This window comes from Pseudomonas jessenii, assembly GCF_002236115.1.
Taxonomy (GTDB): Bacteria; Pseudomonadota; Gammaproteobacteria; order Pseudomonadales; family Pseudomonadaceae; genus Aquipseudomonas; species Aquipseudomonas jessenii.
Genome location: NZ_NIWT01000002.1, coordinates 738,665 through 758,954, shown reverse-complemented (window position 1 = coordinate 758,954; position 20,290 = coordinate 738,665). Strand labels below are relative to the sequence as shown.

22 protein-coding genes are annotated in these 20,290 nt (G+C 54.5%); 10 read left to right on the top strand and 12 right to left on the bottom strand.

Going from position 1 to position 20,290, the window contains the following annotated elements:
• Positions 1-97: 97 nt before the first annotated feature.
• The 7 genes from kce to PSJE_RS08215 form a co-directional block, all read right to left on the bottom strand.
• A complete protein-coding gene (kce, locus tag PSJE_RS08245; protein WP_090454430.1) occupies positions 98-1,024 on the bottom strand; it encodes a 3,5-dioxohexanoate:acetyl-CoA acetone transferase in 927 nt (308 codons plus the stop codon).
• The gene (locus tag PSJE_RS08240) at positions 1,021-1,560 is read right to left on the bottom strand and encodes a cupin domain-containing protein (RefSeq protein WP_139212660.1); all 540 of its coding nucleotides are present in this window, start codon (positions 1,558-1,560) and stop codon (positions 1,021-1,023) included. Before PSJE_RS08240 ends, kce begins: the two co-directional genes overlap by 4 nt.
• 54 nt (positions 1,561-1,614) lie before the next feature.
• Complete coding sequence (locus PSJE_RS08235) at positions 1,615-2,085, bottom strand: PaaI family thioesterase (protein ID WP_090454426.1); 471 nt, start codon at positions 2,083-2,085, stop codon at positions 1,615-1,617.
• 11 nt (positions 2,086-2,096) lie between these two features.
• Positions 2,097-3,086: a fumarylacetoacetate hydrolase family protein gene (locus tag PSJE_RS08230; protein WP_208601453.1), complete on the bottom strand. Its 990-nt coding sequence runs from the start codon at positions 3,084-3,086 to the stop codon at positions 2,097-2,099.
• 13 nt (positions 3,087-3,099) lie between these two features.
• A complete protein-coding gene (locus PSJE_RS08225; RefSeq protein ID WP_090454423.1) occupies positions 3,100-3,945 on the bottom strand; it encodes an ABC transporter substrate-binding protein in 846 nt (281 codons plus the stop codon).
• A 99-nt stretch (positions 3,946-4,044) separates the two neighbouring features.
• Positions 4,045-5,004 carry a PDR/VanB family oxidoreductase gene (locus PSJE_RS08220; RefSeq protein ID WP_090454422.1) on the bottom strand — a complete coding sequence of 320 codons (960 nt, stop codon included), beginning with the start codon at positions 5,002-5,004 and terminating at the stop codon, positions 4,045-4,047.
• Between the two features lie 77 nt (positions 5,005-5,081).
• Positions 5,082-6,329: a Rieske 2Fe-2S domain-containing protein gene (locus tag PSJE_RS08215; RefSeq protein ID WP_090454420.1), complete on the bottom strand. Its 1,248-nt coding sequence runs from the start codon at positions 6,327-6,329 to the stop codon at positions 5,082-5,084.
• Between the two features lie 281 nt (positions 6,330-6,610).
• Between PSJE_RS08215 and PSJE_RS08210 the strand changes: the two genes are divergently transcribed.
• Positions 6,611-7,174, top strand: a complete 564-nt coding sequence (locus tag PSJE_RS08210; RefSeq protein WP_056723253.1) for a MarR family winged helix-turn-helix transcriptional regulator — start codon at positions 6,611-6,613, stop codon at positions 7,172-7,174.
• A gap of 59 nt (positions 7,175-7,233) precedes the next feature.
• On the opposite strand, the gene hpaR (PSJE_RS08205) is transcribed toward PSJE_RS08210, so the two are convergent.
• Positions 7,234-7,656: a homoprotocatechuate degradation operon regulator HpaR gene (gene hpaR / locus PSJE_RS08205; RefSeq protein ID WP_056723258.1), complete on the bottom strand. Its 423-nt coding sequence runs from the start codon at positions 7,654-7,656 to the stop codon at positions 7,234-7,236.
• A gap of 126 nt (positions 7,657-7,782) precedes the next feature.
• Positions 7,783-8,685 carry a 4-hydroxyphenylacetate catabolism regulatory protein HpaA gene (hpaA, locus tag PSJE_RS08200; RefSeq protein WP_090454418.1) on the bottom strand — a complete coding sequence of 301 codons (903 nt, stop codon included), beginning with the start codon at positions 8,683-8,685 and terminating at the stop codon, positions 7,783-7,785.
• Positions 8,686-8,862: 177 nt separating this feature from the next.
• On the opposite strand from hpaA, the gene PSJE_RS08195 reads away from it, so the two are divergent.
• The 8 genes from PSJE_RS08195 to hpaI all read left to right on the top strand — a co-directional run bounded on the left by PSJE_RS08195 (position 8,863) and on the right by hpaI (position 16,173).
• The gene (locus PSJE_RS08195; protein ID WP_090454416.1) at positions 8,863-9,537 is read left to right on the top strand and encodes a fumarylacetoacetate hydrolase family protein; all 675 of its coding nucleotides are present in this window, start codon (positions 8,863-8,865) and stop codon (positions 9,535-9,537) included.
• Complete coding sequence (locus PSJE_RS08190; protein ID WP_090454414.1) at positions 9,534-10,304, top strand: fumarylacetoacetate hydrolase family protein; 771 nt, start codon at positions 9,534-9,536, stop codon at positions 10,302-10,304. The genes PSJE_RS08195 and PSJE_RS08190 overlap by 4 nt, the downstream gene beginning before the upstream one ends.
• Positions 10,305-10,309: 5 nt before the next feature.
• Positions 10,310-11,770 carry a 5-carboxymethyl-2-hydroxymuconate semialdehyde dehydrogenase gene (gene hpaE, locus PSJE_RS08185; protein WP_090454412.1) on the top strand — a complete coding sequence of 487 codons (1,461 nt, stop codon included), beginning with the start codon at positions 10,310-10,312 and terminating at the stop codon, positions 11,768-11,770.
• A 107-nt stretch (positions 11,771-11,877) separates the two neighbouring features.
• Positions 11,878-12,735 carry a 3,4-dihydroxyphenylacetate 2,3-dioxygenase gene (gene hpaD / locus PSJE_RS08180; protein ID WP_090454411.1) on the top strand — a complete coding sequence of 286 codons (858 nt, stop codon included), beginning with the start codon at positions 11,878-11,880 and terminating at the stop codon, positions 12,733-12,735.
• 62 nt (positions 12,736-12,797) lie between these two features.
• Positions 12,798-13,190, top strand: a complete 393-nt coding sequence (locus PSJE_RS08175; protein WP_090454409.1) for a 5-carboxymethyl-2-hydroxymuconate Delta-isomerase — start codon at positions 12,798-12,800, stop codon at positions 13,188-13,190.
• A gap of 43 nt (positions 13,191-13,233) precedes the next feature.
• On the top strand, positions 13,234-14,538 hold the full coding sequence (locus PSJE_RS08170; protein ID WP_090454407.1) for an MFS transporter: 1,305 nt from the start codon (positions 13,234-13,236) through the stop codon (positions 14,536-14,538).
• Between the two features lie 12 nt (positions 14,539-14,550).
• Positions 14,551-15,354: a 2-oxo-hept-4-ene-1,7-dioate hydratase gene (hpaH, locus tag PSJE_RS08165; protein WP_090454405.1), complete on the top strand. Its 804-nt coding sequence runs from the start codon at positions 14,551-14,553 to the stop codon at positions 15,352-15,354.
• An 18-nt stretch (positions 15,355-15,372) separates the two neighbouring features.
• On the top strand, positions 15,373-16,173 hold the full coding sequence (gene hpaI / locus PSJE_RS08160) for a 4-hydroxy-2-oxoheptanedioate aldolase (protein WP_090454403.1): 801 nt from the start codon (positions 15,373-15,375) through the stop codon (positions 16,171-16,173).
• A gap of 63 nt (positions 16,174-16,236) precedes the next feature.
• Here hpaI and hpaR (PSJE_RS08155) read toward each other — a convergent pair whose 3' ends face one another.
• From hpaR (PSJE_RS08155) to PSJE_RS08145, 3 genes are all read right to left on the bottom strand, one after another.
• Complete coding sequence (gene hpaR, locus PSJE_RS08155; RefSeq protein WP_090454401.1) at positions 16,237-16,659, bottom strand: homoprotocatechuate degradation operon regulator HpaR; 423 nt, start codon at positions 16,657-16,659, stop codon at positions 16,237-16,239.
• A gap of 129 nt (positions 16,660-16,788) precedes the next feature.
• Positions 16,789-17,739, bottom strand: a complete 951-nt coding sequence (locus PSJE_RS08150; protein ID WP_090454399.1) for a p-hydroxyphenylacetate 3-hydroxylase reductase component — start codon at positions 17,737-17,739, stop codon at positions 16,789-16,791.
• A 77-nt stretch (positions 17,740-17,816) separates the two neighbouring features.
• Positions 17,817-18,986 carry a p-hydroxyphenylacetate 3-hydroxylase oxygenase component gene (locus PSJE_RS08145; RefSeq protein ID WP_056723282.1) on the bottom strand — a complete coding sequence of 390 codons (1,170 nt, stop codon included), beginning with the start codon at positions 18,984-18,986 and terminating at the stop codon, positions 17,817-17,819.
• A gap of 603 nt (positions 18,987-19,589) precedes the next feature.
• On the opposite strand from PSJE_RS08145, the gene PSJE_RS32120 reads away from it, so the two are divergent.
• The gene (locus tag PSJE_RS32120; RefSeq protein ID WP_056723284.1) at positions 19,590-20,213 is read left to right on the top strand and encodes a TetR/AcrR family transcriptional regulator; all 624 of its coding nucleotides are present in this window, start codon (positions 19,590-19,592) and stop codon (positions 20,211-20,213) included.
• The last annotated feature ends 77 nt before the right edge of the window (positions 20,214-20,290 follow it).

Here is a 20,290-nt window from a genome sequence, read left to right as displayed (position 1 = left end):
CGCCATGATTTCCATACTAAAAAGCCGACCTAATGGCCGGCTTGTATATTTCACAACATAAGGTGCGACTCACTGGAAGGAGCTGCTGGATAAAGAATTAGAAGTTAGTATTTGCCTTTCCTTTTAGCGCGAGCATTTCCCTTGCCTCTTGAGGCGTAGCGATTTCAAACCCCAACTGCTCTACGATACTTCGGATTTTCCGCACTTGCGCGGCATTAGAAACCGCCAGCTCACCGCGCCCAATGTACAAACTGTCTTCTAGACCCACTCTGACGTTGCCGCCCATAATAGCCGCGAGTGTCGCCAGCGACATCTGGTCCTTACCTGCACCTAATACCGACCAGTGATACTGATCGCCAAATAAACGATCTGCGGTTCGCTTCTGATGCATCACATCTTCGATATGAGCCCCCATGGCACCACGCAAGCCGAATACTGTCTGAATGAACAAAGGCGGCTTAACCAGTCCTTTATCCAGGAAATACTTCAGCGTGTATAGGTGGCTGACGTCGTAACATTCGAACTCAAAGCGGGTACCGGTATCTCCAATGGTTCGCAGGATCCATTCGATATCGGAAAAAGTATTGCGGAAGACCAGATCCTTTGTGGCATTAAGATGCTCCACTTCCCAGCTGTAACGCCACTCTCGATCCTTGCTGGCCATTTCGGAAAGGTTGAGGTTTATAGACCCCATGTTCAGGGAACACATTTCCGGCTGTAGTGCTACACCCGCCGCCGCACGCTCGCCAATTGCCATTCCCGGGCCACCACCGCCCGTAGAAATGTTCACGATGGCATCCGTTTCGGCCTTAATTCTCGAGACGAATTGACGAAAGATTTCAGGATCGCCAGTGGGGCGACCATCCTCAGGGTTTCGGGCGTGAAGATGAACGATCGCCGCTCCCGCTTTTACCGCTTCGATCGCCTGATCGCCAATCTCCTGAGGAGTAACCGGGAGATGAGGAGACATCGACGGCGTATGTGCCCCGCCCGTGATAGCGGCGGTTATTATAATTTTTCTCACAGTTCTTCTCCTTCTTTCAGCGCTAACAGGACGAACAGCATTCGACAGTTACGCCCGGAACGATTCGACCAACTGTGGTTGGTTGCGCGCTGTACCAGTACGTCTCCTGGCCGCATAACGGTCTCACCGTGATCCATCATCGCGACAATCTCGCCCTCGAGTACCACGGCGTAATCAAGGGATTGCGTTTTGTGGAACCAGAAATGTCGAGGCTTTTTCTTGTCGCGCACACCTTCACTATCAAGAAATTCGACCAACTTTTCCTGGTCATAAACTTCATCTGGCGGGAAGTCGACTATTCGAAGAAGCGAACCCTCATCAGAATGAAAACCAAATTTGTGTCCGGCTGGCGCTGGATCCAAACCGTCCGCACGCCCAACACCCGTTGCCCAGACGACCTGTGCAACCGGCTTACCAGCTTGTGCCAGAACATTTGGTGTATTGGCGTCACTGGTGATAATCGACTCACCAGCTTCGTTGTGACCAGTGACAATCCTCCGTACTGGCTTATAAGCCACTTCGGTAATGTTATTCATCATGCAACCTCAAAAACGGTTCGTTTAGTTTCGTTATTAATCAAATTTTTTGAGTCATACCGCCTTTAGGCGACTCACTGGCATAACCACAAACGTTGCTGACGAACTGGCGATCAGCACTTCTCGCTGAGGGTCATGAAGTTCGGCCCTGGCGAACGCAATTTGACGACCCACACGTTCAACTGTTGCCTTTGCTTTCAACAACGATGGCTTCGCAGCAGCCTGCATATTCACCGTAATGCTGGTAGTGGCACAGGTTTGCCCACAGGGCAGCGTGCTGAGTACTGCAAAAGCCATGGCATAGTCGAGCATGGTCATCAATGTGCCACCGGATACAACGTCATTTCCCTGAAGGGATGTTAATGGCGCTTCGAAACTAAGTTCGACAATGCCAAGGCCGCCATTAATCAACCTCGCGCCAAGTGCACTTAATCCAGCAGTCAATTCAAACGGGATGTCAAATTGGGCCTCTGAAATAGCACGCTCCAAAAAAGCTCGGTCTGGGTTGTCAATGATTTTTTGCACAAGACGTTACCTCAACCTGAATGACTGATGCAGTTCTGCCGTTGCGCACCCAGTCCGGCAATTGTGCCAACCATAATGTCGCCGTCGCGCAAGAAACGATTGTAATGAGTTCCATTACCTGCAGGGGAGCCTGTACAAATCACATCGCCGGGCAATAGCTTTGCGTACTTCGAGATGTATGCGATTTGTTGTTCAATCCCAAAAAGCATATCTGCCGTCGTCTCATCCTGCATTGTTTTACCGGACACTGTCAGTTGCATCGAGAGGTTGTGGGGATCTTCAACGAACTGCTTGGGAACCAGATACGGACCAAGCGGAAGAAAGCCTGGCTGCCCTTTCGATCTGAGCCAGTCAGTACCGAGCATCTTGTAATCAGTGCGTGGAATGAGGTCGCGAGCCGAAATGTCATTGACGATTGTGTAACCGGCTACATAATCCATGGCATCTTCCACACGGATATTGTACCCCTCCTTGCCTATCACTACGGCCAACTCAAGCTCCCAGTCAGGCTTGCTGGTAGTGGGAGGAAGAACCAAGTCGTCATAGGCTCCCGAAATGGCAGAGACGGGCTTGGTGAATACATAGGGCTCTCCATTAGCGACCCTGTCATCCATCATGTCTTCAGCCCAAGTCCTCAATTCTTCCTTGCTTAGCCCTTCTGGACCGACATTTGAATCGACGGTCAAATCCACTACATGCTTTCGATAGTTTGCGCCTGTGCAGAACACTTGACGCGGCAGATCAACTGCAGGGCGAAACGTGAGTTGATTTTCATCATACCAGGACGACGTAATGACTTTATTGACAATCGATTCGAGCGCGGAGTAACTGGCATTCCAGTTTTCAAGTAGCGACAGCACACTTTTTTCTCGGAGAATATCAACTCCGAACTCCTCAGCCACGCGACTGACTGGGATCACCTTTGCGTCAATAACCAGGCCAGCAAAGCGTTGCTGTGGATTGGCTTTTAAAGAAAATGTACCGAGCGAGAACTTTTTCAAGTGTACCTCCGAATTATTGTAAGAATGAGCCGTCGACAATTTGCTCATAGGTAAAATCCGCGCCGGGCAACCCTAGCAACGCCCTCTGCCCAATAAGAAGCTCAAGACCCTCGCGAGAAGGCGTCAGCGTTTCAGGAAATGTATTCACCATTGCTTTTACTGCTTCGACAGGCATGCCAAGCAGCTCCAAAGCCTCTGTCAGCTTTACCGTGTCGCCAGGCATGGTCGTAAGTGTTGCGTTGAGGATGCGTACCCACGCTTTCAGGGCGTCATTCGCCTGACTCGCCGACTTCCTCACGACCAGTCCTTGACCAGGAAAATTGGTAAATACACCCTGAATCGTTGCAATAGTCTTGAGTCCCCGCTGAACCGCCATGGTGTCGAACGGCGGCCCGAGCAAGGTCGCATCACCCTCCCCCGCAACAAGAGCCGCAAACCGCTCACGCACCCCGCCAACGGGTGTCAGGCGATAATCGTCAGCGCGGAGCCCTGCTTCCTTGAGTAGCGCTCGAAGGGCAATGACAAAACCGTTCTCGGGGGCGTCCACCAGAATGTTGGCACCGCGCAAATCTGCAGGAGCGGATAGCGCCGAGGAACCGACCAGTTGTAACGGCGTGGTGGTTTCAATCTGAGCAATCACCACGAAGTCTTGTGGACCTTGCCGGCGGTTCCAGTGCAAAACGTTGTCGATTGACGTTACGACCGCGTCGACCTCTCCGGCACAGAGTGACGAGTACTGCTCATCAGACGATTGAGTCATCGAAGACTCGATACGCAAATCCGCCGGCGTTTGCCACGAGGCTGATACCGCAATAGCAGGAGGGACAAACCACATCACTCGAAGAGAGTCGTTGGACATTTTTTTATTCTCGTTGAAATTACCCCATATATAAAACTATACGTACCGTATTGTCAACGAGGCGACCATCGCTTGATTAAGCCGTCAGAAGGGGGGGTATTACAGGTCTAACACCATACGAGGTGTCTTGCTTCCCGAGCAGCAGACAAAGAGCGTCTTGCCTGCCTGCTTTTCCGCCTCGCTGAGAATTGAATCGCGATGGTCTGGCGTGCCCTCCAGTACCCGCACTTCACAAGCACCACAGATGCCTTCGCGACAGGAATGCATCATCTCAACACCGTTTTCAATCAGCGCATCGAGTATGCTTTTGCCCTGCTCCATCCTGAGAGTCTTCCCGGTCCTCGCCAGTACGATCTCATACCCACCCGACGTCGCGGCTTCCTGCAGCGGTATAAAGCTCTCGAAGTGAACCCTGCCATCAGAGATGGACAGCGCCTTTGCTTGCTCGGAATAGACCTGAATCATCCCAGCCGGCCCACAACAATAGTAATGTCGGGTTCCATCATCACCACGGAAAACCTCCTGAATGTGAGCGACGGTAGCCTCCACGTCGTACCCCAACAGCAACTGGACCTTGTCCTGGGAGATGTGGCCTTGCATCGCGTCGATCAACGCGGCGTGGTTAACACTACGAGCGAAGTAATGCAGCTCCCAGTCAATTTTTTTGCTATTCAAGTACTGCGCCATACACCAAAGCGGCGTAACCCCTATCCCACCCGCGATCAGCACAGAACGGTGCTCGCCTTCAGCAAGGGGGAATAGGTTTCTTGGCTCGCTGACCTGCAACTTGTCTCCAGGACGCAAGCGTTCGTGAATCATGATCGATCCACCACGACTTTTAGGGTCTTTGGCTACCGCTATGACGTAACGATTTCTCTCGGAAGGATCGTTCAGCAAGGAGTAACTACGCAGAGGAATACCCTCTGCAATGACGTCAATGTGCGCCCCTGGCGTAAATGCAGGAAGCGTCACACCCTCCAGCCCTTTTAGCTCATACGCCAGTACCCCATCTGCCTCATGGGTGACTGATTTGATGTACACCTGGAATGTGTTTGGCATTTCGCAACCTAGCCCGAACCATGGATTGTTAGTGGAGCGTTCGGCCGCCAGCTCATCGAGCTGACGGCCTGACGGGCTCAGAGATAAGTCATTCTGCGTTCTTGACGCTTCTGCTCCGTGTAGTCCTGAATGACGGTCCCAACAGGAATCATGTCAGCCAACGCTCTCAATGAACGGTAGTCGCTCGCCTGCGCCTGGACGCTGTCTTCATTGGCTTCCGATTGACGAATCCGCTCCATCAATTCACGCCGTAAACGGACAATTGCGAGATCCCCGCTACCCAGGAACTCTCGCGTCCGATCGACAATGGGAATGCTCTCGGCAACGGCGTAATCCTCAAAAATAACGCCCGGAACGCCTGTCCAGCTCCGACCGGCACGCATTGCTTCGCGATCTTGCCCATAGTTGAGAAGACCTTGGCGGGACGCTGCGAAGTTGTCGTCGGATTCATCAGTACCATCCAGCGCGAAATCCGGGAGGTTTTCATCGATAGGTTGGCGCGAATCCCAATAGACATACCACTGAAGACTGCGCGTATTGTTAACCGGCACTACGATGATCAGAAATCCCGCTTCTTGTTCGGTGGTACCAATGAACGCGCTCGCCGGTGCTACAAACTCGGTCACCCGAAGGTAGTCCTGCTCCTGACCCGTGGTGCGCAACGAATACGACCGTAAGCCATACGGCTTGCTCTCGAGTGTGTACTTGGGGGTGTCGTTGCCAGTGACGAGCTGGAGCCCGGCCTGGGGAAGCTCCGGGTTCGCCGTGGTGTCATGGTGCAGCAGTCCGATATGGGCCGAGTCCATTAACGTTTCGACGTTTTGCAACCAGTTCGCTTCGTTATAGGAAGCCCGCGGTCTGGCGTGCTTACGATCAAAATAGGTGAATGCATAATCAGTGAAGGCCGGCGCTTCGCCCTCACCCAAGTACACCCAGACAATACCGCCACCCTCTCGCACCTCGAACCCTTGCCCCTTTACCTTTTTGCAAAAAGCCTGGTCCTTCTCGGTTGGCATTTTGGTGCAGTTGCCCTGCGTGTCAAAACTCCAGCCGTGGAAGATGCAAGTCAGCCGGTTACCTTCATTTCTACCGAGCGCGAGCGAAACGCCGCGATGGGGGCATGCCTCATGGAGGAATCCGACATGACCATCATCCGCGCGAAAGGCGACATATTTTTCGCATAGCAATTCGACACGTTGTGGCGTTCCTCCCGGCTCAAGCGCCTCACTGCGCAGCGCTGGAATCCATTGTCTTTTCCAATACCTGTGCAGAGGTGTGCCAGGGGAAACGTCCGTCAGCAGGCGGTTCTGTTCAGCGGTCAGCATAGCGAGCCCCGTTCTTGTTTTTTAGAAGAGCCGCAGCTAGGCGGCCAAAACTATCTTAATAACAAAGTATCTCAGTATTTAAGATAGTTTTAGGCTATTCTCGCTTTTAGAGCTCGTCAAGAAAATTCGTTAGCATGTTAACGCTTTGCCGTGAGCGCTCCGTCGACTCCCGTGCACTGAGGTTCATCGCCTCAATGACAGCCCTGGCAGCGCCATAGCGGCAGGGCACACCCGGTTCACACTGAGGTATGATCACCTCAAAGCCACCCGATGGATTTTGCATGAGCGATTTATTGTTTCCTGCCGCCAGCCCTGAGGCCGTTGCGCAAGCATGGCGTAACGAACGTCCGGATCTGGATCACCATGGATTGGCGATTACACTCCGAATCCGAAGCCTCGCCATGTTGATCGATCACCACATAGAGGTAATCGCGGACGACCTTGAACTGGGGATGAAGGATCTCATGCTGCTGTTCGCTTTACGGCGAAGCGGCCCGCCTTACTGCATGCGCCCTACCGATGTCTTTCGTCTGCTGAAGGTGACGTCGGGCGCCGCCACCTATCGAGCGGACAAATTGGTAGAACGCGGCGTCGCCAACCGTATTCCCGATCCACGTGATCGCCGAGGCCAATTGATTCAATTGAGTGAGGAAGGAATGCGTTTGGTAGATGTCGCTATCACCCGTCTGGCGGAATCGAGTTCAAAATGCCTCGATTCGCTCGATAGCAAAGAAGGTGAGCTTGATCAGATTGGCCATCTGTTGCATTCGTTGGAGGCCGGGTGGATGGAGATTACTCCCCTTAGTGAAAACCCGCTCGCACGCTCTGACGATTCTGGTCTGTGATGAGCAGTCCAAAACGGTGGATGAGTGGATGTCGCCGATTGGAAAAGCAGACACCCCTTTCAGGGCTTGATCTTTTTAAGATCTTCGAGTAATTCGAGCAGTTTCTGCAATTTTTTCTCACCAAACTGCCGCTGGATCTCGAGGTAATTGCGCTCCATCCCTTCGCTCATCGACAAAAAGCATTCATACCCTTGCTCGGTCAGATTGAGGAAAATGCGGCGCTGATCTTCAGCCGATTTCCTGCGAATGACCAGTCCGTCGCGCTCCAGGCGCTTGAGCACACCACTCATGCTGGGCTTTAGAATACAAGCCTGATGTGCCAACTGATGACTTTCCAGTTCGCCCTGTTGGCGAAGAATTCGAATGACTCGCCACTGCTGCTCGGTCAAGTCATGATCGTTCAGGCCAGGACGGAAAAACGTCATAACCGCTTCGCGAGCCTGGAGCAAAGTGAGTGTCAGGGAAGGTCTGGGATTGGGCATATTGAGTGGACTATGTGAACCAGCCAACAGCTTACGGTTGGTGCTTCAGTAGCGCAACCGGCCGGAGGTCGCCGCGCACCTGTCCCCAGAAACAACCCCGCTGCAGTCCCCCCTACATACAGGTCATTAGCGAAACCCCGAATGTCGCAGGCGATACTCTCCTGGCGTCATTTGTGCGTTGCGTTGGAAAAAACGATTGAAATACGCCGGATCCCTGAAACCCAGCAGGTAGCAGATTTCATTTGCCGAGCTGCCCGTGAACAACAGCAAACGCTTGGCTTCCTGCATGACCCTTTCGAACACCAGGCGTTTGGACGGCAAATCGGCAATACGCCTACAGACATCGTTAAGCCGAGCTTCGGTAACGCCAATGGCCTGCGCATAACGGCCAAGCGCCCAGTGCTCCAGATAATGCTCTTCAATCAGTGCATTGAATCGATGAAAGATCTGCAAGTCTTCACGTCGCGTAGGCGTCGCTTCGAGAGGGTTTGCGCAAAGCCTTAATACGCTGACCATGATCAGTCGAGTCAGGCTTAGCACCGCTGCGCTGTGACCGGCGGCCCCACCGTTCATCTCCCCTCGCAGCTCTTCGAATAAAAATGCCAGACGCCGCGATTCGCTTTGCTGCTCAGGCTTGAGGTGATCAAGCGCCACACAGGCTGCGGGAAGTTGCGGCCCCAATGCCAGCCCAGGATCGCTTTCGATCAATTGCCAGATCAACTGCTGGCGAACGGTGAGCACGTGGCCATCGCTGTCCGCCTCCGTCACGAAGGAATGGGGAATCGTCGGTGGGGTGAGAAAAAACATGGGGCCAGACTCGACGTACTGCTGATCATCGAGATAAACCCTCACCGTTCCGCTCATGACGTAATGCACCTGAAAAAATCGATCGTGGCGGTGCACTGGCATGTTGCGACCAAAGAAACCCGCCAGGTTGCCGAGCTTGTCGTAATGCACTTCGCTATCGCTGTAACGCTGATCGTAGACCTGGCCGATGTTGATGTTAGGAATTGGATACCGATCGTTCATCACACATTTCTCATTTTTCTTATCCCGACATCCCCCGCCCCCATGGTGCACTCGTTGCGAGTAAATCGCCATGAACGATAAGGCGCTTGACGATCATTAACATATTAATTATAACGATAACATGTTAACAATAATTAGGCCGGACACCTCCCGTCCCGCCACTGCCAGGAGAGAAGCATGAGCCATGCCTTGCATGACATCGCGACCGGCACCTTGCTCGGTGTAGTGCTGAACTACCAGGGATTGCTGCTGAAGCGCCTTTCTGAATTCGAGCAATCGCCGTATCAAAAGCCGCCCGTCAAACCGGTTCTGTTCATTAAGACGCCCAATACGCGCAACGTACATGGCGGCGCCGTGGTGCATCCTGGTGCAGGAATTTCATTGCAGCCTGGGCCGGCTCTGGGGGTGGTGATTGGCAAAGATGCGAGTCGAGTCAGTGCTGACGAGGCTCTGGATCATGTTGCTGGCTATACCATCGTCAACGAATTCAGCCTTCCGGAAGAGAGTTACTACCGCCCTGCCGTGAAAGCAAAATGTCGCGATGGTTTCTGTGCCATCGGCCCGGAGTTCGTACCGCGTGAACAGCTTGCCAATCCTCACGACTTGACCCTGCAACTACGAGTCAATGGCGAGCTTCGACAAGAAGACTCCACCGCAAACTTCGTACGCAAGATTCCTCAGTTGATCGCCGAAATCAGCGAGTTCATGACTTTGTATGCCGGAGATGTGTTGATCACCGGCACACCTTTGGGTCGTGTCGATGTCCTGCCTGGTGATCGCGTAGACGTAGAAATCCAAGGTCTGGGATGCCTGACCAATGTCATCGTTGCCGAGCAGGAGGGCACCGTATGAAACACGCTCGTATCCGATTCGAAAGTCAAATACATTCCGTCACGGTTGATGCAGACAACATCGTGCATCTGAGGGACGGCCGCTCCCTCGGCGAAGACCAGGTCGAGTGGCTGCCACCGGCCAATGGCACTATGTTTGCCCTCGGCCTGAACTATGCCGATCACGCTGCCGAACTCGCCTTCGCGCCGCCAACCGAACCGTTGGTGTTCGTTAAATCAACGGGCACCTATACCGGCCACAATCAGATCACCTGGAGACCTGACAACGTTGCCTACATGCACTACGAGTGCGAACTGGTTGCGGTCATCGGCAAGCCTGCGCGCAACGTCAAGCGTGAAGATGCGCTGAGCTATCTGGCGGGTTACACCGTATGCAACGACTACGCGATCCGCGATTTCCTGGAAAACTACTACCGCCCTAATTTGCGGGTAAAAAACCGTGACGCCACGACCCCGGTCGGTCCATGGATTGTCGATGTTGCAGATGTCCCCGAACCAGGCAATCTGAAACTGCGCACTTGGATCAATGGTGAGCTTCGCCAGGAAGGCTCGACCAAAGACATGATCTTCGATATCCCTTACCTGATCGAATACCTGTCCAGTTTCATGACCCTGCAGCCAGGCGACATGATCGCCACCGGTACGCCCGAAGGTCTTGCAGATGTAGTTCCGGGTGATGAGGTGATCGTGGAAGTCGAAGGCGTTGGACGCCTCGTCAATCGAATTGTCAGCGAAGCGGATTTTTTCTCCGCGCGTAAAGAGGCTTGAACATTATGATCAAACATTGGATCAATGGCCGTGAGGTCGAAAGCAAAGACACCTTCACCAACTACAATCCGGCCACCGGCGAAGCGATTGGTGAAGTGGCCAGTGGCGGTGCCAAAGAAGTCGCACAAGCGGTGGCAGCGGCCAAGGAAGCCTTTCCTAAATGGGCCAATACTCCAGCCAAAGAGCGTGCACGACTCATGCGCAAACTTGGCGAGCTGATTGAGCAAAACGTTCCTCATCTGGCCGAGCTGGAGACCTTGGACACGGGCCTGCCGATCCATCAGACCAAAAACGTGTTGATCCCCCGAGCTTCGCACAACTTCGATTTTTTCGCCGAAGTCTGCACCCGCATGGACGGCCACAGCTACCCGGTCGACGACCAGATGCTCAACTATACCTTGTACCAGCCGGTGGGCGTTTGCGGCCTGGTGTCCCCCTGGAACGTGCCGTTCATGACGGCGACCTGGAAGACCGCGCCGTGCCTGGCACTGGGCAACACTGCCGTGCTTAAAATGTCCGAGCTGTCGCCGCTGACGGCCAACGAGCTGGGTCGTCTGGCCGTCGAAGCCGGTATTCCGAACGGTGTGCTCAACGTCATCCAGGGCTATGGTGCGACTGCCGGTGACGCGCTGGTTAGGCACCCGGACGTACGAGCGATCTCCTTCACCGGCGGCACCGCCACCGGCAAGAAAATCATGCAAACCGCCGGCCTGAAAAAGTATTCCATGGAGCTGGGCGGCAAGTCCCCGGTGCTGATCTTCGAAGATGCCGACCTGGAGCGTGCCCTCGACGCGGCGCTGTTCACCATCTTCTCGCTCAATGGCGAGCGCTGCACCGCCGGTAGCCGTATCTTCATTCAGGAAAGTGTTTACCCGCAGTTCGTGGCTGAGTTCGCGGCACGTGCCAAACGCTTGATCGTCGGGGATCCGCAAGACCCGAAAACCCAGGTCGGCTCGATGATCACCCAGGCCCACTACGACAAGGTCACCGGCTACATCAAGATCGGCATCGAAGAAGGCGCCACCCTCCTAGCCGGCGGTCTGGAGCGTCCAGCCAACCTGCCAGCCCACTTGAGCAAAGGTCAGTTTATCCAGCCGACTGTGTTCGCCGACGTGAACAATAAAATGCGCATTGCCCAGGAAGAAATCTTCGGTCCGGTGGTGTGCCTGATTCCGTTCAAGGATGAAGCCGAGGCCCTGCAATTGGCTAACGACACCGAATACGGACTGGCGTCCTACATCTGGACCCAGGACATCGGTAAGGCGCACCGAATAGCCTACGGCATCGAAGCCGGCATGGTATTCATCAACAGCCAGAATGTGCGCGATCTACGTCAGCCGTTCGGTGGAGTGAAAGGTTCCGGTACTGGGCGCGAAGGTGGCCAATACAGCTTCGAAGTGTTCGCCGAAATCAAGAACGTCTGCATTTCCATGGGCAATCATCACATCCCTCGCTGGGGACTCTGAGCAGCCGATAGCCGCTGCTGAAGGCTGCGATGAGGCGCGCATCGGCTCATCGCAGTTTTCACTGGCCGCTGAATTGAACTGACAAGAATAATTTCAGGAGAATCATCATGGGCGAAGTCGTCCTGGCTGCAAAAGTCTGTCATGTCCCGTCGATGTACCTGTCCGAGCTGCCGGGCAAACACCACGGTTGCCGTGCTGCCGCTATCGCCGGACATAAGGAAATAGGCCGTCGCGCGCGCGAACTGGGTGCCGACACTGCCGTAGTGTTCGACGTCCACTGGCTGGTGAACAGCGGCTACCACGTGAACAACGGTGAGCACTTCAGTGGTGTTTACACAAGCAATGAACTACCGCATTTCATCAAGGATATGGTTTACCACTACCCTGGCTGCCCGGAACTCGGACAACTGATCGCCGAGGAAGCCAACGCAGCCGGTGTGCGTACGCTGTCGCATAACATCCCGAGTCTGGAGTTGGAATACGGCACCCTGGTGCCCATGCGCTACATGCACATGGATGTACCTGCAGCCGAAAAACTCAAAGTAATTTCCATCGCGGCCTGGTGTGCCTGGCATCGCCTGGAAGACAGCTTCACTTTCGGCGCCGCCGTACGCCGCGCAATCGAGAAGAGCGACCGCAAAGTCCTGGTGCTGGCCTCCGGTTCTCTGTCGCATCGTTTCTCTGACGATCGCGAGGCGGAAGCCAATATCCACAACTGGACGCGTGAATTCGACAAGCAGGTCGACATGCACGTGGTCAAGCTGTGGCGTGAAGGTCGATTCAAAGAATTCTGCTCGATGCTTCCTGATTACGCCGAACACTGCTTCGGCGAAGGCAAGATGCACGACACCGCCATGCTCCTAGGTCTGCTAGGTGGTCCGGACTACAACAAGCCGGTCGAAGTCCTCACGGAGCCCTTTGGCAGCTCCGGAACCGGCCAGATCAACGCCATTTTCCCGCTCTGAATTTCGCTCAAGCGGCAGGGACGCGCCCGCCGCTCAGCGCAACTACCTCCCAGGAGGGCACGATGCCGCACTTTATTGCTGAATACACCGACAACATCGAGCAACAGGCCGACTTGCCGGGCCTTTTTGAAAAAGTCCACGCAACACTTGGGAGCAGTGGTGTATTTCCGCTGGGGGGAATCCGTAGCCGAGGCGTTCGGCTGGATACGTGGCGTATGGCCGACGGCAAACACGATTACGCCTTCGTTCACATGACGCTGAAGGTAGGCCATGGTCGCGACCTGGCGACACGCCAACAGGTCGCTGAAAAGCTGTTCGAAGTCATTACCGCCCACTTTGCACCGTTGCAGACAGAACGCCTGCTGGCGCTGTCGTTTGAAATGATCGAACTGCACCCCGAGCTGAACTTTAAGCTCAACAACGTGCATGCCTTCCTCAAGCAGCAGGCGAATTAGCAAGCCCTCTCCCATCGGCCTCTCTCACAAAAAGTACAAAATCATGAGCTTAGCCACTTCCGCTACACAGCCTTTGAGCGATGCCGCAACGTCGACTCACCGCACGGTGACCTGGCGGCTGATGCCGCTGCTGCTGGTGTGTTATCTGTTTGCTCATCTTGATCGGATCAACATTGGTTTCGCCAAGATGCAGATGGGCGCCGACCTGCAGTTCAGCGATACCGTCTACGGCTTTGGTGCGGGCCTGTTTTTTATCGCCTACGCGATGTTCGGTGTACCCAGCAACATCGCTCTGGACCGCATCGGGCCACGACGGTGGATCGCTTTGTTGATGGTCGTCTGGGGGACCCTGTCGACCAGCATGCTGTTGATCAACAGCGCTGAGGGTTTCTACGCGTTGCGCTTCTTGCTCGGCGTCGCCGAGGCCGGATTTTTCCCAGGCATTCTGGTGTACCTGAATCGCTGGTATCCGGCCAGCAGGCGCGCACAAGTAACCGCGTTGTTTGCCATTGCCGTGCCGCTGGCCGGGGTCATCGGTGGCCCTCTATCGGGTGGTATCCTGCAAGGCTTTCATGATGTCGGGGGCCTACGTGGGTGGCAGTGGATGTTCCTGATTGAAGGCGCGCCAGTCGTGCTTCTCGGCTTGCTGGTACTTAAGGTGTTGCCTGACAACTTCGAGTCGGTCAGCTGGCTGAGCAACGAGCAGAAAAACCAACTGCGCAACCAATTGGCTAGCGAAGAGCAACGCAAATCCATTCTCTCGTTTGGCGCAATCCTGCGAAATCCGCAGGTCTGGCTACTAGTGGGCATTTATTGCGCGGTCATGTTGGCGGTCAACACGCTAGCTTTCTGGATGCCTACCCTGATTCATAGCTCCGGGATTGGCAGCGACGGCAAGGTAGGCCTGCTCAGTGCCCTGCCCTATCTGGCAGGCTGCGGTTTCATGATCGCCTGCGGACGCTCATCGGACCGGCGTCGCGAACGCCGGTGGCACTTGAGTGTGCCATTGCTCATGTCAGCTCTCGGTATCGCCGTAGCCGGACTTTTGCCTGGCGATCCCTTCATGGTAATCGGCGGATTGGTGATTGCGGGTATGGGCGCGAGCGCCGCACTGCCGATGTTTTGGCAGTTACCACCCGCATTCCTGTCAAACAGTACCCAGGCGGCGGGCATCGCCTTGATCAGTTCTTTGGGAAGCATTGCCTCGTTTCTGACACCCAATCTGATTGGCTGGATGCGTGACACCACCCACAACGCCAGTCTTGCCCTCTACGTCCTCGCGACCTTGATCGTCGCAGGCGCCTTTCTAGTGCTGCGCACGCCCGCCGCCATCGTCAATCCTCATTAAGAGATCCACGTCATGCTTGATCAAGAACTCATCCAGCAAGCCGCTGCTCAACTGGACAACGCCGAACGCACTCGTGAGCAAGTCGGGCAGTTCTCCCTCGCACATCCACAGATCACCATCGAAGATGCCTATGCCATTCAGCGAGCCTGGGTGGCGCAGAAAATAAAAAACGGACGCAAGCTGGTGGGGCACAAGATTGGTCTGACCTCTCGGGCGATGCAGGTTTCATCAAATATTTCAGAACCGGATTACGGGGCGTTGCTGGACGACATGCTGTTCGACGAAGGCACCGATATCCCCTTCAATCGTTTTATCGTACCGCGGGTTGAAGTGGAGCTGGCATTCATCCTCGGCAAGCCGCTCAAAGGCCCCAACGTCACTATTTTCGATGTGCTGGATGCTACTGAATGGGTGATCCCTGCCCTGGAAATCATTGACGCGCGAATTCAGCAGATCGACCCCGAAACCAAAGCCACGCGCAAGGTCTTCGACACCATTTCCGACAATGCGGCGAACGCAGGAGTGGTCATGGGTGGGCGTGCTGTGCGCCCTCATGAGGTCGACCTTCGTAAGGTGCCAGCGGTTTTGTACCGCAATGGCGTGATCGAGGAATCAGGGGTTTCTGCCGCCGTGCTCAATCATCCCGCGAAAGGTGTCGCCTGGCTGGCCAACAAGCTAGCCCCATACGACGTCACGTTACAACCGGGGCAAATTATTCTGGGCGGGTCGTTTACCCGTCCAGTGTCTGCCAGCCCAGGCGATACCTTCCATGTCGACTACGACATGCTGGGCTCCATTTCCTGCCGCTTCGTCTGACTCCTGGAGGACTGATTCATGGATATGCCCATCAACACATTCAAGCAACGCCTGAAAAGCGGCAAAGCGCAGATCGGCCTTTGGCTCGGCCTGGCCACCCCTTACTGCGCAGAGCTGGCTGCCAATGCCGATTTCGATTGGCTATTGATCGACGGCGAGCACGCGCCCAATGACGTACGCAGCATGCTCGGCCAACTGCAGGCGATAGCGCCCTACGCAAGTCATCCGGTGATCCGCCCTGTCGCTGGCGACACGACGTTGATCAAACAGATTTTGGACATCGGCACCCAGACTTTGCTGATACCAATGGTCGAAAGCGCCGAACAAGCGCGAGAGCTGGTGCGTGCCGTGCACTATCCACCCAGTGGCGTGCGCGGTGTAGGCAGCGCGTTGGCGCGGGCGTCGCGCTGGAACAGCGTGCCCGGCTACCTGGACAAGGCTGACGAGCAAATATGCCTGCTGGTGCAGATTGAAAGCCTGAAAGGCTTGGAGAATCTGGATGCCATCGTCAACGTCGAAGGCGTTGACGGGGTGTTTATCGGCCCTGCCGACCTCAGCGCTGCGATGGGCCATCGCGGTAACCCGGGCCATCCCGAAGTTCAAGCAGTAATTGAAGACACCATCATACGAATCCGCGATGCCGGCAAAGCGCCCGGCATTCTCAGCGCCGACGAAAGATTAGCCAGACGCTACATCGAGCTCGGCGCGGCATTCGTAGCGGTCGGCGTCGACACTTCCGTACTGATGCAAGGCCTGCAAGCACTGACAAGCAAGTTCAGAAATACCCCGGCCACGATCAGTACCGGCGGTGTTTACTGATTTCAGGTTAATTGCAAATGCTCGCCGCTAGCAGACATCAATGCCAGCGGTGACCACTCCGCCTCAACGCTTCAGTGTCTTCAACTCATTGAGCAACACCAACAACGTCTGCAACTTCTCCGCGCCGTAGCGCTCCTGCAAGCGCTCATAGTTCTCTTCCATGCGCCCGCTCATACTTTCAAAGCAACGCTCTCCGGCAGCGGTCAGTTTCACCAGAACTCGGCGCTGGTCGTGTTCTGAGCGCCGTCGTTCGACCAACTTTGCGGTCTCCATCCGCGCCAGTACGCCAGTCATGCTGGGCTTGAGAATACATGCCAAGTCCGCCAAGCGATTGATCTCCAGTTCGCCCTGCTGACTGAGAATCCGCACTACCCGCCATTGTTGCTCAGTGAGGCCTATATCTTTCAGAGAAGGCCGGAAAAAGCTCATGGCCACTTCCCGGGCCTGGAGCAGGTTGAGTGTCAGAGACTGTCGGTGCTTGGGCATTTAGAAACGGCTCAAAAATCAGTTAGCATGTTAATTATCTTATCACGCCGAAATAGCGATGACGTTTCTAGCGTCCATAAAAAAACGGCGCATTTATGCGCCGTCCATTTAATCGCTAACCAGAGCACGTCAGAGCCTGATAACCGCTTTCAACACAGTCTTGAAGGTTTCCAATTGGTCGTCGCTGAATTGACTGAAGACTTTTTCCTGCTGTTCTCGGGCTATTGTCCATAATCCTTCTGTTTCATCGATACCTTTAACGGTCAGACGCAAGCGCTTATCTTCTTCACAGACCAGCCCCTTACGAGTGAGATTGGCGACGGCCTCTTCGATTTCCCGCTCGGGCATCGCCACCTCCCGTTGCAGATCCGTGAGGCTCAACCCTGCATCGTTTTCCAGCACCATCAACATACGCGCCTCACTTGTCCGCAAACCTGTCGACAATTGCCGCGGCTGATAGCTTGCCTGATACGCGCGCAATGCTTGGGTCATGAGGTAGTACAAATTGTGGCTCAGCCTTCCTTGGAAGTGGCTGCTAGGCGGCTGACCTTCAGCACTTTTTGTCATGCGCGTGTGGGGCAACACCATGGAGTATGCGCCCTGGTGGTACAGCAACGGCGAACGACCAAAATCATCGAAAGCCACTACCTTACCGATCATGATCCAATGATCACCACCGTCCACCTGCTGATATTTTTCGCACTGAAAACGCGCGGAGCAATCAGCAAGAATGGGCGCCCCTCCGTGACCTGACTCGTATTCGATGCCAGCAAAACGATCGTCTTTCGGACGAGCGAAATTGTTCGACAAATCAATTTGATCTGCAGCAAGCACGTTCACGGCAAAGTGGGTAGCGGCAGCAAATACATCATGACTGGTTGATCGCTTATCGATACTCCAGAGAATCAACGGCGGATCGAGCGACACCGAGTTGAAGCTATTGGCCGTCACCCCCACTTTTCGGCCATCGTGATCGGCGGCTGTCACCACTGTCACACCGGTGGCGAAGTTACCTAAGGCGCGGCGAAATGCACGCGAATCGAAGGCAGAAGAAGCTGCAATTTCATTAATATCGGACATGCAAGACTCCCGAGCACGCCCCCTGGGCGCGCTCTGATTATTTTTATGAGGGGCTTGTGGCTTGAGGGCGAACGGCCTTAGGCCATTGAGGGATCGGGCTCAAGACCCATCAGTTCGCGACCAAGTATCTGTGCACAAACGTCATAGTCGGTATAGGCGTGCGCCCCCGTAAGATGTGCGTCGCGGAAAAGGCGTTGCAACTCGTTGGTTTCAAACCAGGCGCCGCCGCCGGCCGCTTCCATCAGACGGTCCACAGCCTGGATACACATTTTCGTGGCATAGCCTTGATTGGTACGCCAGAACGTGAGCGTGGTGCGGCTAGGGTACTCGTGGCGCTCGCTGTATTCGGCAATCTCTTCCCAGCTTTTTTCCAGCAACGCTCGGGCAGCCGCAACTTGATGCGTGGATTCGGCCAGGCGCATCAATGCCGGGGTGGCTGCGCCGACAGCGGCACCGGTGTAGGCACGGACGCGGTTGCGGGTTTTCTCGCGAAAGACATCCAGCATGCGCTCGGCAATACCCAGGCTGACAGTCGAAAAACCGCTGGCGAAATAAGGCCGATAAGGGGCGAAGAAAATCTTGCTATCCGGATACAAACCAAAGCCCGCCGACTTGCCTTCGATCATGTCCTTGGCTTTCTGGATTCGGTGCTCGGGCACGAAAGCATTCTTGACGATCAGGGTTTTGCTACCGCTGCCACGCATACCAACGGCAAACCAGTCATCACGAATTTCGTAGTCACTGCTTGGCAGCACCGCAAAACAATAATCCCGAGTGCCTTCGGCATTCTCACGAAAGAACCCCATGATGGCCCATTCGGCATGATCACAGCCTGAACTCCATCCCATCTCACCACTGAAAGTGACGCCTCCCTCCACCTCCTCGGTGCGCCCAAAAGGCGCGATGCTGCTACTGGCAGTAGCATCGGGGTCATTTCCCCACATCTCATCCTGCAGCTTGCTGGAAAACATTGCGATTTGATGACTGTGAGTACATAGAAGGCTCATGGCCCAGGCCGTGCTGGCACAGGAACCGGCCAACAATGCGATGCAGTCGGCAAACTGAGGCAGAGAGATCTCCATGCCGCCGTACTTTTTCGGCTGCAACGCATGGTGCATACCAATACCTTTGAGCAAAGCGATATTTTCGGCGGGAACACAACGCGCGCGTTCGGCCTCGAAGGCATTAGCCGCGATAGTAGGCAGAACACCTTTCAGGTCTTCCAGCAGCGGGTTTGGAGTTTTCATGGGCGGTCTCTTTATTATTGGATAGTGGCGCTCCGCTTGGCAGACGCTTGCGAACAGCGCCAGAAGGCACCGTACGCTAGATGGCAAGCGGGTAAGCGCGTCAGCACCCGGTCAGTATGAGGTGCTGGGGCACTACGAAAAATGCACGTTACAAATAGAAGATTGCACTTTTCATAGAGTCTTTAAGCAACGAACAAAACGCGAAGAAGAATGGACCTGAAAGTGATGTTCATCGCTGACTGTTTAAAGATGGCCGCTGCCCTTCCCTCCTGACTTGCCCCCCGCGCCGCCGACTTACCGACTACAGATCCGAGCGAAAAACCTCATACAAACGAAACGCAATGACTTGTAGAGCGTCGACCAAGCGAAGCAATTTTCACTGCAACAAAGCCTTCTGCTTGAGCACTCTAGACCGCGCTAAAAACAACAAAACAAGCTTATTACGAGCGAACATTTTCCTGCTGGATTGAGCACAGCCAAGGTAGAATTTTTCACGCACAGGCAATATACTAAACACTGCGTATACTAATTATTTCCTTGACGAGAGCCATCCTGGGCTTTTGTTTTTTAGAAACAAATGTACCTGGGTAAGGGATCTTGAAAATGTCGACTAACAAACCTGTATCGACCACCAAATCGATAGTGGGTCGCCCACGAAGCGAAGCTACACGCCGTCAGATCCTGGATGCCACCATCAGGCTGTTGCAGGAAAAATCCATTCAAGCCATCTCAATCGAGGCGATAGCACGAGAAGCTGGCGTTAGTAAATCAACCATATACCGGTGGTGGGACTCCAAAGCGTTAGTCGTTATCGACGCGTTCATAGAGAACCAAATGTTGAAGACAGCCTTGCCACGAGAACTGGGTCCGAGAGAGGCAATTGCTCAGCACTTCCGCTCCCTCGTAGACCAATACTCTGGTTGGGCCGGTCGACTGGTCGCACAAATACTCGCGGAAGGTCAGTCAGATCCCTCTACTTTGAGAGATTTTCGAGAGCGGTTTCATTATGGAAGGCGCGCGATAATTCGAGAAACGCTAGAGGAATGGAGGGTGAGCGGCGAGATATCTCCCGATACGGATATCGAGATACTGATGGATTTGATTTACGGGGCCGTTTACATGCGACTCATGATTGGACACGCCCCACTTAACCAAGCGTTTGCCGAGTCGCACATAAACTTTGTGTACCACTTACTGGGTGTCAAGAGCACTGACCCCGAGGCCTAGTCGTTATTGATCAAGTTCAGTGCGCAGGCGTTGAGTTGATCGGATACCGACGTCGAGCCATTGGAAACGAACACCCC

Excerpts from the sequence above, each read along its gene's own strand:
- PSJE_RS08240 (WP_139212660.1), bottom strand. The coding sequence starts at position 1,560 with ATGAATAACATTACCGAAGTGGCTTATAAGCCAGTACGGAGGATTGTC.
- PSJE_RS08225 (WP_090454423.1), bottom strand. The coding sequence starts at position 3,945 with ATGTCCAACGACTCTCTTCGAGTGATGTGGTTTGTCCCTCCTGCTATT.
- PSJE_RS08220 (WP_090454422.1), bottom strand. The coding sequence starts at position 5,004 with ATGCCAAACACATTCCAGGTGTACATCAAATCAGTCACCCATGAGGCA.
- PSJE_RS08215 (WP_090454420.1), bottom strand. The coding sequence starts at position 6,329 with ATGCTGACCGCTGAACAGAACCGCCTGCTGACGGACGTTTCCCCTGGC.
- PSJE_RS08210 (WP_056723253.1), top strand. The coding sequence starts at position 6,611 with ATGAGCGATTTATTGTTTCCTGCCGCCAGCCCTGAGGCCGTTGCGCAA.
- hpaR (WP_056723258.1), bottom strand. The coding sequence starts at position 7,656 with ATGCCCAATCCCAGACCTTCCCTGACACTCACTTTGCTCCAGGCTCGC.
- hpaA (WP_090454418.1), bottom strand. The coding sequence starts at position 8,685 with ATGAACGATCGGTATCCAATTCCTAACATCAACATCGGCCAGGTCTAC.
- PSJE_RS08195 (WP_090454416.1), top strand. The coding sequence starts at position 8,863 with ATGAGCCATGCCTTGCATGACATCGCGACCGGCACCTTGCTCGGTGTA.
- PSJE_RS08190 (WP_090454414.1), top strand. The coding sequence starts at position 9,534 with ATGAAACACGCTCGTATCCGATTCGAAAGTCAAATACATTCCGTCACG.
- hpaE (WP_090454412.1), top strand. The coding sequence starts at position 10,310 with ATGATCAAACATTGGATCAATGGCCGTGAGGTCGAAAGCAAAGACACC.
- hpaD (WP_090454411.1), top strand. The coding sequence starts at position 11,878 with ATGGGCGAAGTCGTCCTGGCTGCAAAAGTCTGTCATGTCCCGTCGATG.
- PSJE_RS08175 (WP_090454409.1), top strand. The coding sequence starts at position 12,798 with ATGCCGCACTTTATTGCTGAATACACCGACAACATCGAGCAACAGGCC.
- PSJE_RS08170 (WP_090454407.1), top strand. The coding sequence starts at position 13,234 with ATGAGCTTAGCCACTTCCGCTACACAGCCTTTGAGCGATGCCGCAACG.
- hpaH (WP_090454405.1), top strand. The coding sequence starts at position 14,551 with ATGCTTGATCAAGAACTCATCCAGCAAGCCGCTGCTCAACTGGACAAC.
- hpaI (WP_090454403.1), top strand. The coding sequence starts at position 15,373 with ATGGATATGCCCATCAACACATTCAAGCAACGCCTGAAAAGCGGCAAA.
- hpaR (WP_090454401.1), bottom strand. The coding sequence starts at position 16,659 with ATGCCCAAGCACCGACAGTCTCTGACACTCAACCTGCTCCAGGCCCGG.
- PSJE_RS08150 (WP_090454399.1), bottom strand. The coding sequence starts at position 17,739 with ATGTCCGATATTAATGAAATTGCAGCTTCTTCTGCCTTCGATTCGCGT.
- PSJE_RS08145 (WP_056723282.1), bottom strand. The coding sequence starts at position 18,986 with ATGAAAACTCCAAACCCGCTGCTGGAAGACCTGAAAGGTGTTCTGCCT.
- PSJE_RS32120 (WP_056723284.1), top strand. The coding sequence starts at position 19,590 with ATGTCGACTAACAAACCTGTATCGACCACCAAATCGATAGTGGGTCGC.